Genomic DNA, 12,486 nt, shown 5'->3' on the forward strand with positions numbered 1-12,486 from the left:
GTCACCGAGTGCGGGAGGCCCTCATTCCGGCAGGACTGCTCGACGTCACCGGGCCATGTGCTGAGCAGTTCCGGCGCATCGGCCAGAATCTGCTGATGGGTTGCGCTCAGAACACTGCCTGGTTCCAGACCCAGTTCGTGCACCAGGTCGTGACGGGCGGTGTGAAACCCTTTCAATGCCCAGGACACCAAGTGGGTGTTCACCGGAAGCCCCGACTACGACGTGTCATCACTCCGTGAGAACGACGAGGCCATGCTGCGCCTGAAGAGTGACGCCATCCACGACCGGTACAGGACCAACTTCGTCTCGATGCGCACGGTCGTCCGGGGCTACTGAGCCGCCGCCGGGTCTGCGCCCCGCCGCAGACCCGGCCCACCACGCGGCTGTCCGCCGCGGTGTCCGCCCACTGGACCGGTGCGGGCACCGGGGTCTCTCTGGCGTAGGTTTGCTGCCAACGCGTGAGGAATGGGGACGGTACGTGACCAGGGCAAGGCAGGCCGTCGGTGAGGCCCGCAGGATCGTCGTCAAGGTCGGCTCCTCGTCGCTGACCACCGCGTCGGGCGGCCTGGACGCCGACCGGGTCGACGCACTCGTCGACGTCCTCGCGAAGGTGCGCAGCGGGGGAGAGAAGGAGATCGTCCTGGTCTCCTCGGGCGCCATCGCCGCAGGGCTCGCCCCGCTGGGCCTGCGCCGCCGCCCCCGGGACCTGGCCCGCCAGCAGGCCGCCGCCAGCGTCGGACAGGGGCTGCTGGTCGCCCGCTACACCGCCTCCTTCGCCCGCTACGGCGTCCGGGTCGGCCAGGTGCTGCTCACCAGCGACGACATGAGCCGCCGCGCGCACCACCGCAACGCCTCCCGCACCCTGGACAAGCTCCTCGCCATGGGCGCCTTCCCGGTGGTCAACGAGAACGACACCGTCGCCACCGACGAGATCCGCTTCGGCGACAACGACCGCCTCGCCGCCCTCGTCGCCCACCTCGTCCGCGCCGACCTCCTGGTCCTGCTGTCCGACGTGGACGGCGTCTACGACGGCGACCCCAGCAGGCCGGGCACCTCGCGGATAGCGGAAGTCCGGGGCCCGGAGGACCTCGCGCACGTCGAGACCGGCAGCGCGGGCAAGTCCGGGGTCGGCACCGGCGGCATGGCCACCAAGGTCGAGGCCGCCGGCATCGCCGCCGCCGCGGGCATCCCCGTGGTGCTCACCAGCGCCAGCCAGGCGGCCGACGCCCTGACCGGCAAGGACACCGGCACCTACTTCCACCCCACCGGCAAACGCTCCACGAACCGGCTGCTGTGGCTGGAGCACGCCTCCACCCCGCAGGGCGCCCTCGTCCTGGACGACGGCGCGGTGCGCGCGGTCGTCGAACGCCGTACGTCCCTCCTCCCGGCCGGGATCGCCGCCGTCGAGGGCGACTTCAGCGCGGGCGACCCGGTGGAACTCCGCGACACCACCGGCCACGCGGTCGCCCGCGGCCTCGTCAACTACGACGCCAAGGAACTCCCCCGTCTCCTCGGCCGCTCCACCAGGGATCTGGCCCGCGAGCTCGGCCCGGAGTACGAACGCGAGGTGGTGCACCGGGACGACCTGGTGATCTTGCACTCATGACGGTGCGGGCCGGTCACCGGCTGACCCGTCACCGGCGGACCGGTCACCGGCCAGGTCCGCGCGGGCCTTAGGACAGGCCCTGGCGTACGAACGTGACCTCGCACAGGTGGGCGAACCGTTGATCCCCTACCCGTAATGTGCCGATACGTCCGACCCGGGCGGTGGACGTTCCGCAAAACCGCCCCGCGGGACCTTGCGGGCTGCTCAACTTTGTCTCGGGGGCCGGTTCCGAGGGTCGGTCCATACGTGCGGCGGACGAGCAAGGAGGCCATTGTGAGACGAGTGCGCCCTGGGGCTGCGGCGTCCCGCGGTGGACTGACCAGCGTCGCGGCCGGCGACAGCTTCGAACAGCCGGCCGAGCTGCCGCGTCTGTGGCACGTCACCCTCAGCGTCGCCGGACGCGAGGTCCCGCTGCAGGACCTCCGGCGCGGGCTCGAACAGCTCGCCCACGACCACCCCTTCCTGCTGACCAGCCGCTACGCCAACGACCACGCCGAGATCCGCTACTGGGAAGAGGCCCGCGATCTGCACGACGCGGCCGCCGTGGCCCTCCGGCTGTGGGGCGAGCACCGGCAGACCTCGGGACTGCCCGCCTGGGAGATCGTCGGCCTGGAGGTCATCGCCCGGGAGACCTACCACCAGCGCGTCGCCGAGGGATACGGCCCGCCGCCCGCCGTCCCGGTCGGGGTCCACCCCTTCTGAACCCGGTCCTCGTTCTGACCCCGCGGTCCCTCGTTCTGGCCTCCGGTCCCTGAGCAGGTCGGGCGTAGTCGGCTGCGGTTCGGCAGCTCCCCAAAGGGGCGCGGGGCTGTGTCACCATGCGGCTACGCCGCGATGGGGGTACCTCCCTGCTCGAACGAAGTTGAGAGCTTGGGGGAGCGACCAGCCACGACGGTGCCGCAGACGACAAACGACAGACGACGGCACATTGCGACACTTCCAGCGGAGCTCGTCTCGGGGTTCGGGACAAACCGTGGACAGTCCGGCGCGCCGCACTACCCTTCCCCCATGACCACGCTTTCGCCGTACGACTCCATGTCACCCGTCGCCCAGGCCGCCTACCGCGCCAAGGCCGCCGCCGCGGACCTCGCGCCGCTGCCGCGCTCCGAGAAGGACGACGCGCTGCTCGCCGTGGCGGACGCCCTGGAGGTCCGTACGAGCGAGATCGTCGAGGCCAACGCCAAGGACATCGCCAAGGCCCGCGAGGCCGGTACCAGCGAGTCCGTCGTCGACCGGCTCACCCTCAGCCCGGAGCGGGTCCGCGCCATCGCCTCCGATGTACGTGACGTGGCCGCCCTGCCCGACCCGGTCGGCGAGGTCGTCCGCGGCTCCACCCTCCCCAACGGCATCGACCTGCGCCAGGTCCGCGTACCGCTCGGTGTCATCGGCATCATCTACGAGGCCCGCCCGAACGTCACCGTCGACGCCGCCGCCCTGTGCCTGAAGTCCGGCAACGCGGTGCTGCTGCGCGGCTCGGCCTCCGCCTACGAGTCGAACACCGCCCTCGTCCGGGTGATCCGCGACGCGATCGGCGGCGCCGGACTGCCCGCCGACGCCGTCCAGCTCGTGCCGGGGGAGAGCCGTGAGAGCGTGCGCGAGCTGATGCGCGCCCGGGGCCTCGTCGATGTGCTCATCCCGCGCGGCGGCGCCTCCCTGATCCAGACGGTGGTCTCCGAGTCGATCGTTCCCGTCATCGAGACCGGCACCGGCAACTGCCACGTCTACGTCGACGCCCAGGCCGACATCGACATGGCCGTCGACATCCTGGTCAACTCCAAGGCCCAGCGCGTCAGCGTCTGCAACGCCGCCGAGACCCTCCTCGTCCACCAGGACATCGCCGCCGAGTTCCTGCCCCGCGCCCTTGACGCCCTCGCGGACGCCGGTGTCACCGTGCACGCCGACCCGCGGGTGCTGGCGTACGCCAAGGACTCCCGGGCCACCGTGGTGGAGGCGACCCCGGACGACTGGGACACCGAGTACCTGTCCTACGACATCGCCGCAGCCGTCGTCGACTCGCTCGACAAGGCCGTCCAGCACATCCGGCTGTGGAGCTCCGGGCACACCGAGGCGATCGTCACCACCTCCCAGCAGGCCGCCCGCCGCTTCACCCAGTTGGTCGACTCCACCACCGTCGCCGTCAATGCCTCCACCCGTTTCACGGACGGCGGCCAGTTCGGCTTCGGCGCGGAGATCGGCATCTCCACCCAGAAGCTGCACGCCCGCGGCCCGATGGGCCTGCCGGAGCTGACCAGCACCAAGTACATCGTCACCGGCGACGGGCACGTACGCCGCTGAGACGCGGGGCCGGGGCGCGGAGCACGTAGAGAGCGCAGCGAGCGCAGAGACCGCAGCGAGCGCAGAGACCGCAGAGCCGGGACGCGGCACCGGGACACGCGCCGGGGTTCATAAGGGACGTGGGGGTGCATATGCCACCGGCAGGCGCCCCCGCGCCTCGCGAACATGTCTCATCAGCCGGATGAATTTCCATACCGTCTGCCCAAATTGACCCCCCGGGACTAGGCTGGACCCGTGCCGGAGGACGTGGGGGGCACGCCGTTCCCTGACGGCTGGGAGCCCGACGACGACCACGACCACGGGGTGTCGGACGAAGAGTTCGCCTCCGTGGTCTTCGACGAGGCGTTCGTACGAGCGGCGGCGGTTCATGAGCCGACCGCGGTCGAACGTCTCCTTGCCGCCGCGGAGGCGAGAGCCGAGGCCTCCGAGGCCGAGGCCCGCCGCGCCCACAGAAGAGGCACCCCGGGCGACGACGACCGCTCCGACGACGGCTACGGCCGCTCGGGCTACACCTACGGCCCCGGCGACCCGGACGACCCCGAGATCCTCGACAGCCGCTACGGCGCCCCGGCCGGCTACGGCAAGCACATCCGCTGGCACCGCCCGGTCGCCTGGATGCTCGCCCTGGTGATGGGCATCGGCATGGTCGCGCTGGCCTTCACCGCCGTCTACCGGGGCTCCTCCTCCGGCGGGCGCGACCGTGTCCCGGCGCCCGCCGCCACCGGTCTGGAGCAGGGCACCCCGGCGGCACCCTCCGCTTCCACCGACCGGTCCCGCTCACCCGTCCCGGCGCTCCCGCACAGCCCCTGACCGGCGCACTTGATCAGGACCGTGCACATGCAGTGACGATCCTGGTGAGAACCTGTCAGAACTTGTCGTGTACCAGGGCGTTTACCTGGGCCCAGGGAGACCTACTCTGAAGATATGGGCGGGCCTGGAGACCCACCGGAGGGGACACCCGAGGGCGGCCCCGGAGGTGCGGAGGACGAATATCGATCCGTCGTCTTCGACGAGTCGTTCGTCCGCGCTGCCCGCCTCCAGGAGTTCTCCGCGCAGGAGCGCATGGCCGATCACGCGCACGCCGTACGCCGCCGTCCGCCCCTGCGCCGCGGCCTGTCCCGGCAGGCGCTCCTCCTCGTCCTGCTGATCGCCTTCGCCTTCGGCACCGCGATCTACATGGGTGTCCGGCACCCCTACCAGACCCCCGGCGCGAGCCGGACCCCGGAACCGCTGCGGATGACCGTCATCCCGCTCGCACCGCAGGCCAAGGTGCCCGGTGCGACCAGCGCCGAGTACCTGTACGCGCACAGCCCCGCCGCCCAGTTCCGCATCGGCGCCGAGGGCATCCCGCTGCCGGTCTCCCGGCGCACCTCGCACTTCTCGGAGGGCCAGGTCGTCACCGCCCTGACCACCGCCAAGGACTACATCGTGCGCTCCTCGCTCGACCCCGGGGTGCTCACCGGCGGGCAGATCCGCCCCGTGCGCCTGCTGCTCGACACAGCGCAGTTCGACCAGTTCGACGAGAGCTTCGCCCACCCTGCCGCCGACGGGCGGCACGCACCCACCGGCTGGCTGGTCCGCTTCGACCCCGCCCAGGCCGCCCTCGCCGACTCCAAGATCCGCGTCCGCGGAACCCTTCAGGCCGCCGAGGCCGACGCCGCGACCCTGGAAGTCACCGCCGACCACACCTTCGTCTACGCGCTGCGGCCCACCGGCGCCCCCGCCGGCGCCCAGGTCGCCCTGTTCACCGTCCGCCGTGAGCTGCACTTCCGCTTCGACGCCGACGACCTGCGACTGCACCAGGCCCAGCTGGTCGTCTCCTACGTCCAGGCCGGACCGCTGTCCTGCGCCGAGGACTCCGCCAACCGGCTGCACCCGCTGCTCGCCGGCCAGACCGCCAAGGCGGGCGGCCCGGCCGGCACCGACCCCTTCGCCACCGACAGCGCCACGGCCCTGTGCGGCACGCTGGCGACCAGCGCGCAGCCCAGGCTGTGACCCGCGGGGACCCGCGGGCTCCCGGTCAGTCGTCCTCGCCCACCCCCGGCTCGCCGCCCGGGGTGTCCGTGACCGGCCCGTCCTTCGGCGGCGGCGCACTGGTGAACCCGGTGAAGCCGCGCCGCACCCGGCCGCCCAGATCCCCGGCCACATTGCCCGCACCGCCCGCCAGATCGCTGACCAGCTTCATCAGCGGGTCCTTGGACGTCTTCACATCGTCGGCGTAGCTCGCCGCCGACTCGCGGAACGAGTCCGACACCGACGCGTCCTTGTCCGCGTCGCGGCGCGGGTAGTGGCCGTCCATGATCCGCTGGTGGTCGCGCGACTCGGACCACTTCTTCAGCTCGGCCGCCCGCACGGTGGTGAACGGGTGGCTGCGCGGCAGCAGATTGAGGATCTTCAGCACGGAGTCGCGCAGATCGCCGCCCGCCTCGTACTCCTCGGCCTGCTGGAGGAAGGCGTCCACGTTCATCTCGTGCAGATGGTTGCCGCCGGCGATCTTCATCAGGCCGCGCATCGAGGCCCGCAGATCCTGGCCGACCAGCAGCCCCGCACGGTCGGCGGACAGCTCCGACTTGCGGAACCACTCGCGCAGCGCCGTCACGATCGCCATGATCGCCAGGTTCCCCAGGGGTATCCAGGCGACCTTCAGCGCGATGTTGGTGAGGAACAGCAGGATCGTGCGGTACACCGCGTGACCGGACAGCGCGTGGCCCACCTCGTGGCCGACGACCGCCCGCATCTCCTCCTCGTCGAGCAGCTCGACCAGACCCGTGCTGACGACGACGATCGGCTCGTCCAGACCGATGCACATGGCGTTGGGCTGCGGGTCCTGCGTCACATACATCGGCGGGACCTTCTCCAGGTCCAGGATGTAACAGGCGTCCCGCAGCATGTCGTTGAGGTGGGAGAACTGCTGGTCGGAGACGCGCACCGAGTCGGACAGGAACATCAGCCGCAGACTGCGCTCGGGCAGCAGCCCGCTGAGCGCCTTGAACACCGTGTCGAAGCCGCTCAGCTTCCGCAGGGCCACCAGGGCGGAGCGGTCGGCCGGGTGCTCGTACGCCCGCGAGGAGATCCCCGCGAAACGCCGGCGCTGTCTGCTGGGCACACGCTTGTGCCCGTCGTCTCCCTGCCGGTTGTGTTCGTTCCCCTGGTGCTCATGGCCGTTTTCGGACATGTGGGTCCCCCCATGTGCGGTTGCGATGGCACAGATGGCACGGCGAAAAGCGGTCCACGCCATGGAGAAGGACGCCGGACGGACCCCGGAAGTTCCCTGCCGCCCGGTCGCCATGAACGGCGTGCGGGCGCCCGCTTACGATGAGCCGACATCTTTATCCCGCCTACACCGATAGGTCCTGCCGAAGATGAGCTTCCCTGACACCGCAGCCCAGTTGGCCACCCTCGCCGAGACCGAGGGCGGCAACCACGAGAGCCTCAGCCCGTACGTCACCGGCGGCGGAGCGCTGCTGATCCTGCTGCTCCTGCTGTTCATCACCACCCGGTTCAACCGGGACCGCTGAGCCGGGTCCCGGCCGCGCACCACTGTCCCCGGGGCCCCGCCCCGGGGTCTGTGGACCGGGGGGCTCAGGACGGGCCGGTAGGGTCTGCACGCATGGGAGAGCTCCACATGCCTAGCAGCCCGGCGAACGACATGGGCGGCACACCGCACCGTCCGGCGCGGGGAGGGGACGTCAGTCCGGCAGAGGGCCCCGCGCACGGCCCGGCCCGCCCCGGCACGCGCCGCCTCGGCGTCATGGGCGGCACGTTCGACCCCATCCACCACGGGCACCTCGTCGCCGCCAGCGAGGTCGCCGCGCAGTTCCGGCTGGACGAGGTGGTGTTCGTCCCCACCGGCCACCCGTGGCAGAAGAGCCACCGCACGGTGTCCCCGGCCGAGGACCGGTACCTGATGACGGTCATCGCGACGGCGGAGAATCCGCAGTTCTCCGTCAGCCGCATCGACATCGACCGCGGCGGCCCCACGTACACCGTGGACACCCTGCGCGACCTGCACGCCCTCAACCCCGGCACCGATCTCTTCTTCATCACCGGCGCCGACGCCCTCGCCCAGCTGCTGACCTGGCGGGACACCGAGGAGTTGTTCTCGCTGGCGCACTTCGTCGGGGTCACCAGACCCGGCCACCACCTGACCAACCCGGGACTCCCGGAGGACCGCGTCTCCTTCGTCGAGGTGCCCGCCCTGGCGATCTCCTCCACGGACTGCCGGGAGAGAGTCGAAAAAGGCGACCCCATCTGGTACATGGTGCCGGACGGTGTCGTGCGCTATATCCACAAGCGCGAGCTGTACCGCGGCGAGTGAGCCGAGAGGGGCTACCGGTGAACGAATACGACGCGGGGTACGGGGACGGGTACGAACTCGTCGGCTATGACGAGTACGGCCAGCCGGTCTACCGGCAGTCCCCGCCACAGCAGCACCACCAGAACCAGCAGCAGAACCAGCAGCACCACCAGAACCAGCAGGCACAGCAGGGCCGCCAGGGCCACCAGCAGGCCCCGGGCCAGACCTACGACCCGTACGCGCAGCAGCAGCAACCCGGCTACGGCTACGACCCGTACGCCACCGGCCAGCAGCCGCCCGTGCAGCAGTACGACACGCGGTACGACCCGTACGACACCGGGCAGCAGCCGCAGGCCGGCTACGGCGGCTACGACGGCTACAGCACCGGCACGCAGGCGCCGTACGACCCGTACGGACAGACCGCCACCACCGGCCGTCAGGCGCGGGTCACCGAGCAGACCGCCTACATCCCGCAGCAGCCCGGCCCGGCCGGGGAGCCCGTCCGCACCCAGGACCCGGAACCCGAGTCCGAGTCCGAGTCCGAGCTCGAACGGGACTACCACACCGAGCAGTTCGCCTTCGTCGAGGAACCCGACGGCGACTCCGAGGACGTCATCGACTGGATGGCGTTCACCGAGAACCGCACTGAGCGCCGCGAGGAGGCTCGCCGCCGCGCCCGCAGCCGGATCATCGCCCTGACCGTCGTCCTGGCCCTGGTCGCCGTCGGTGGCGTCGGCTACCTCTGGTTCGCGGGCAAGCTGCCCGGCATGTCGTCCGGCTCGGCGAACGGCACCACGACGGCCGCGGGCGCCCAGAAACGCGACGTGATCGTCGTCCATCTGCACAACACGGGCAAGAGCGGCACCTCCACGGCGCTGCTCGTCGACAACACCACCACCAAGAAGGGCACCACCGTCCTGCTGCCCAACTCCCTCGCGCTCAGCGCCGACGACGGCACCACCACGACCCTCGCCAAGTCGGTCGACGACGACGGCTCCTCCGGCACCCGCGACCAGCTCGACACCGTCCTCGGCACCAACATCCAGGGCACCTGGCGCCTGGACACCCCGTATCTCCAGAACCTCGTCGAGCTGGTCGGCAACATCGACATCACCACCAACGCCGACGTGCCCGACCCGTCGTCGAAGAAGAAGAGCGCCTCGCCCCTCGTCCACAAGGGCGAGGACCAGACCCTCAGCGGCAAGATGGCCGTCGCCTACGCCACCTACCGCGCCTCCGGCGAGACCCAGAACGCCCAGCTGGAGCGGTTCGGGCAGGTCATGCAGGGCGTGCTGCGCAAGATCTCCTCCGATCCGAGTGCCGCCACGATCACCGTGCAGACCCTCGCGCAGATCCTGGACCCGTCCCTCACCGACAAGGACCTCGGCACCTTCCTCGCCAAGCTCGCCGACCTCGCCAAGGGCGGTGACTACAGGACGGCGGCGCTGCCGGTGCAGACGGACGGCACGCTCAGCGCCGAGACCAGCGCCAGTGTGGTGAAGGACATCCTCGGCGGCACCGCCAAGAGCCCCGCCAAGGGCTCCGCGGTCCGGGTCTCCGTGCAGAACGGCTCCGGGACCAAGGCCAACACCGAGAAGGCCCGCGTGGTGCTCCTCAACGGTGGCTTCACCTTCCTCGACGGCGGCACCCCGTCGGCCACCAGCACCACCTCCAAGGTGCTGTACGGCGACGCCGCCGACAAGGAGAACGCCACCGAGGTCGCCAAGACCCTGGGCCTGTCCGCCGGCTCCGTCGCCAAGGGCAGCGTCGGCGCCAACGCCGATGTCACGGTGGTCCTCGGCCAGGACTACAAGCCGTCGTCGTCCTGACCCGGCCGGCACCCAGCCGACACACGAGCACCGAGGGGACCCCACGTGATCCGGTAATCACGTGGGGTCCCCTCGGTTGTCCGTGAGACCCTTGATGTCAAGTGACCGCAAGTGACCGCCGACGGAAAGCCCTGTAGTGACCGCGACCGACCGCTCTCTCCAGCTCATCACCACCGCCGCGCAGGCGGCAGCCGACAAGCTCGCGCACGACATCATCGCCTACGACGTCAGCGACGTCCTGTCGATCACGGACGCCTTCCTGCTGGCCTCCGCCCCCAACGACCGCCAGGTCAAGTCGATCGTCGACGAGATCGAGGAGCGCCTCCAGAAGGAGCTCGGCGCCAAGCCCGTGCGGCGCGAGGGCGACCGCGAGGCCCGCTGGGTGCTGCTCGACTACGTCGACATCGTCGTGCACGTCCAGCACAGCGAGGAGCGCGTCTTCTACGCCCTGGAGCGGCTGTGGAAGGACTGCCCCGAGCTCGACCTGCCCGCCGACGCCAAGGCCACCCGCGGCAAGGCTGCCGAGCACGCCCGGCTCCAGGCCGCCGAGGAGTCCGCGGACCTGGGCGGTGAGTGGCGGTGACCGGGGCCGGGACCGGTGATGTGACCGACGCCCGGCAGGGCCGGGGCCGCCGCATCATCCTGTGGCGGCACGGCCAGACCGCCTGGAACGTGGAGCGGCGCTTCCAGGGCACCACCGACGTCGAGCTCACCGAGACCGGCCTCACCCAGGCCCGCCGCGCCGCCCGGCTGCTGGCCTCCCTGATGCCCGACGCCATCGTCGCCTCCGACCTCGACCGCGCCGCCCGTACGGCCGCCGAGCTCGCCGTCCTCACCGGCCTCGACGTCACCCACGACGAGGGCCTGCGCGAGACCTACGCGGGTGTCTGGCAGGGCCTCACCCACGAGGAGATCATCGAGCGCTACGGCGACCAGTACGCCGCCTGGAAGCGCGGCGAGCCGGTGCGCCGCGGCGGCGGGGAACTGGAGTCCGAGGTGGCCGACCGGGCCGCCCCCGTCGTCATGCGGCACACCGAGAAGCTCCCCGAGAACGGCACGCTCGTGGTGGTCAGCCACGGCGGCACCATCCGTACGACCATCGGGCGTCTGCTCGGCCTGGAGGCCCGCCACTGGGAGAGCCTCGGCGGCCTGTCCAACTGCTGCTGGTCCGTGCTCGGCCAGGGCGCCCGCGGCTGGCGCCTGCTGGAGCACAACGCCGGCACTCTCCCCGAGCCGGTCCTGGGCGACGACGACTGAGGGCAGGACCCGGATTTCACTTTCCGGGAGGTCGCAGGCTAGAGTTCATCTTGTTCGCCTCGCCGAGCGGGGAGAACACCGCGCGGTCCACCGCGTGGGGTGAGGGGCTATAGCTCAGTTGGTAGAGCGCCTGCATGGCATGCAGGAGGTCAGGAGTTCAATTCTCCTTAGCTCCACAGATCGGTACCTTCACGATGATCCCGTCCCTGTTCCAGGGGGCGGGATTTTCCGTATTGCCCCATGGATCGCCGTGGATTTCCCCGCGGTCCTTAAGACGTTCTGAAGTGATCATGAAGCGGTCCTGAACCGACTTGAGTCGCCCGGGGTCCACAGGCGTATACCTCTTGTGAAGAGCTCTATGAACGCAAGCCGCCTCGGCCGTGACGGCCGTCCCGAGCCGTGTCCTGACTGGTACTGATGCGTCGCTGACCGTTCCGCCGGTGGCGTGGCAGAATCAAACGGCCGGTAGGGGGCGCGGCCCGACGGGAGGGAGCAGTGATGCCTGCGAGCATCCTCGGGGAGGTCGGCCACCTTCCCGGTGCGGCGTCTACACGGGACACGGCCTCCTCCGTATGCACGGCCCTCGGCCGCAGCTGGAGCTGATACATGGGTGCACACAGGCGGAAGTGTGATTGGTGTGGCAGTGGCACCCCGATCGTCCGCGACATGGAGCCGATCAACCCCGACTACCAGTACTGGTGCGAGGAGTGCGCGCGGGCGTTGATCATAAAAGGCGACCCCATCGAGACGTACCGTGAGCTGGAGGGCGAGCCGATCTACGGCCGGCTCCTGGAGGAGCACTGCACCCTCAAGCGGTTCTACTCGTTCGTCACCGCCTGATCCGGTCCGTCTGATCCGGCGGTCGTCGCGCCCGGTGACGGGCCGCCGGAAACGATTTGGTGTTCCACCCGGTGGACCGTGTAAAGTTGGCGTCGCCGCCAGGGAAGCCGGGCGGAACGAACGACACGCGAGAGGATCGCGTGGCCGTACGGGGCTATAGCTCAGTTGGTAGAGCGCCTGCATGGCATGCAGGAGGTCAGGAGTTCAATTCTCCTTAGCTCCACAGTTGGTGAGGGCGGGTCATCCGGATCGGGTGACCCGCCCTCAGCGTTTTTGTCGTTTCTTGTCGTTCTGTCGTTTCGTTGTTCCTTGGGGTTTCGTCGAATTCCTCCAGCAGAACAGCGGGCCGCCCCGAAGGGGCG

At 70.3% G+C, this 12,486-nt stretch carries 13 protein-coding genes and 2 tRNA genes; 14 read left to right on the forward strand and 1 reads right to left on the reverse strand.

Annotated elements, in window-relative coordinates; genetic code table 11:
* Positions 1–195: 195 nt before the first annotated feature.
* From ACSYGN_RS26910 to ACSYGN_RS26935, 6 genes are all read left to right on the forward strand, one after another.
* Complete coding sequence (locus ACSYGN_RS26910; RefSeq protein ID WP_460399951.1) at positions 196–336, forward strand: hypothetical protein; 141 nt, start codon at positions 196–198, stop codon at positions 334–336.
* A 142-nt stretch (positions 337–478) separates the two neighbouring features.
* On the forward strand, positions 479–1,606 hold the full coding sequence (gene proB, locus ACSYGN_RS26915; protein ID WP_460399953.1) for a glutamate 5-kinase: 1,128 nt from the start codon (positions 479–481) through the stop codon (positions 1,604–1,606).
* 273 nt (positions 1,607–1,879) lie between these two features.
* Positions 1,880–2,308 carry a hypothetical protein gene (locus ACSYGN_RS26920; RefSeq protein ID WP_460399955.1) on the forward strand — a complete coding sequence of 143 codons (429 nt, stop codon included), beginning with the start codon at positions 1,880–1,882 and terminating at the stop codon, positions 2,306–2,308.
* Between the two features lie 306 nt (positions 2,309–2,614).
* Positions 2,615–3,901, forward strand: coding sequence for a glutamate-5-semialdehyde dehydrogenase (locus ACSYGN_RS26925; protein WP_460399957.1), 1,287 nt, complete (start codon positions 2,615–2,617; stop codon positions 3,899–3,901).
* Positions 3,902–4,135: 234 nt separating this feature from the next.
* On the forward strand, positions 4,136–4,711 hold the full coding sequence (locus tag ACSYGN_RS26930; protein WP_460399959.1) for an SCO2584 family spore wall biosynthesis protein: 576 nt from the start codon (positions 4,136–4,138) through the stop codon (positions 4,709–4,711).
* 114 nt (positions 4,712–4,825) lie between these two features.
* Entirely contained in the window at positions 4,826–5,896 is a 1,071-nt protein-coding gene (locus ACSYGN_RS26935; RefSeq protein WP_460399961.1) for an SCO2583 family membrane protein, read from the forward strand.
* Positions 5,897–5,921: 25 nt separating this feature from the next.
* Here the strand turns inward: ACSYGN_RS26935 and ACSYGN_RS26940 are convergent, their stop codons facing one another.
* Positions 5,922–7,076 carry a M48 family metallopeptidase gene (locus ACSYGN_RS26940; RefSeq protein WP_460399963.1) on the reverse strand — a complete coding sequence of 385 codons (1,155 nt, stop codon included), beginning with the start codon at positions 7,074–7,076 and terminating at the stop codon, positions 5,922–5,924.
* A gap of 187 nt (positions 7,077–7,263) precedes the next feature.
* On the opposite strand from ACSYGN_RS26940, the gene ACSYGN_RS26945 reads away from it, so the two are divergent.
* The 8 genes from ACSYGN_RS26945 (at position 7,264) to ACSYGN_RS26980 (ending at position 12,347) form a co-directional block, all read left to right on the forward strand.
* Entirely contained in the window at positions 7,264–7,419 is a 156-nt protein-coding gene (locus tag ACSYGN_RS26945; protein WP_460399965.1) for a hypothetical protein, read from the forward strand.
* A gap of 92 nt (positions 7,420–7,511) precedes the next feature.
* Positions 7,512–8,219: a nicotinate-nucleotide adenylyltransferase gene (gene nadD, locus ACSYGN_RS26950; RefSeq protein ID WP_460399967.1), complete on the forward strand. Its 708-nt coding sequence runs from the start codon at positions 7,512–7,514 to the stop codon at positions 8,217–8,219.
* Positions 8,220–8,236: 17 nt separating this feature from the next.
* Positions 8,237–10,027 (forward strand): LCP family protein, encoded by a 1,791-nt coding sequence (locus ACSYGN_RS26955; protein WP_460399969.1) that lies wholly within the window; start codon positions 8,237–8,239, stop codon positions 10,025–10,027.
* A gap of 136 nt (positions 10,028–10,163) precedes the next feature.
* The gene (gene rsfS, locus ACSYGN_RS26960) at positions 10,164–10,610 is read left to right on the forward strand and encodes a ribosome silencing factor (RefSeq protein ID WP_460399971.1); all 447 of its coding nucleotides are present in this window, start codon (positions 10,164–10,166) and stop codon (positions 10,608–10,610) included.
* Entirely contained in the window at positions 10,607–11,284 is a 678-nt protein-coding gene (locus ACSYGN_RS26965; protein ID WP_460399973.1) for a histidine phosphatase family protein, read from the forward strand. The genes rsfS and ACSYGN_RS26965 overlap by 4 nt, the downstream gene beginning before the upstream one ends.
* A gap of 103 nt (positions 11,285–11,387) precedes the next feature.
* Positions 11,388–11,460, forward strand: a tRNA-Ala gene (locus ACSYGN_RS26970).
* Positions 11,461–11,890: 430 nt separating this feature from the next.
* Entirely contained in the window at positions 11,891–12,124 is a 234-nt protein-coding gene (locus ACSYGN_RS26975) for a hypothetical protein (RefSeq protein ID WP_006136074.1), read from the forward strand.
* A gap of 150 nt (positions 12,125–12,274) precedes the next feature.
* Positions 12,275–12,347 (forward strand) — tRNA-Ala (locus ACSYGN_RS26980).
* Positions 12,348–12,486: the final 139 nt, after the last annotated feature.

The organism is Streptomyces sp. YIM S03343 (assembly GCF_054729195.1).

What these genes read in the sequence shown, in the direction of transcription:
- nadD (WP_460399967.1), top strand. Translation starts at nt 7,512, where the DNA reads ATGGGAGAGCTCCACATGCCTAGCAGCCCGGCGAACGACATGGGCGGC.
- ACSYGN_RS26925 (WP_460399957.1), top strand. Translation starts at nt 2,615, where the DNA reads ATGACCACGCTTTCGCCGTACGACTCCATGTCACCCGTCGCCCAGGCC.
- ACSYGN_RS26975 (WP_006136074.1), top strand. Translation starts at nt 11,891, where the DNA reads ATGGGTGCACACAGGCGGAAGTGTGATTGGTGTGGCAGTGGCACCCCG.
- ACSYGN_RS26945 (WP_460399965.1), top strand. Translation starts at nt 7,264, where the DNA reads ATGAGCTTCCCTGACACCGCAGCCCAGTTGGCCACCCTCGCCGAGACC.
- ACSYGN_RS26940 (WP_460399963.1), bottom strand. Translation starts at nt 7,076, where the DNA reads ATGTCCGAAAACGGCCATGAGCACCAGGGGAACGAACACAACCGGCAG.
- ACSYGN_RS26935 (WP_460399961.1), top strand. Translation starts at nt 4,826, where the DNA reads ATGGGCGGGCCTGGAGACCCACCGGAGGGGACACCCGAGGGCGGCCCC.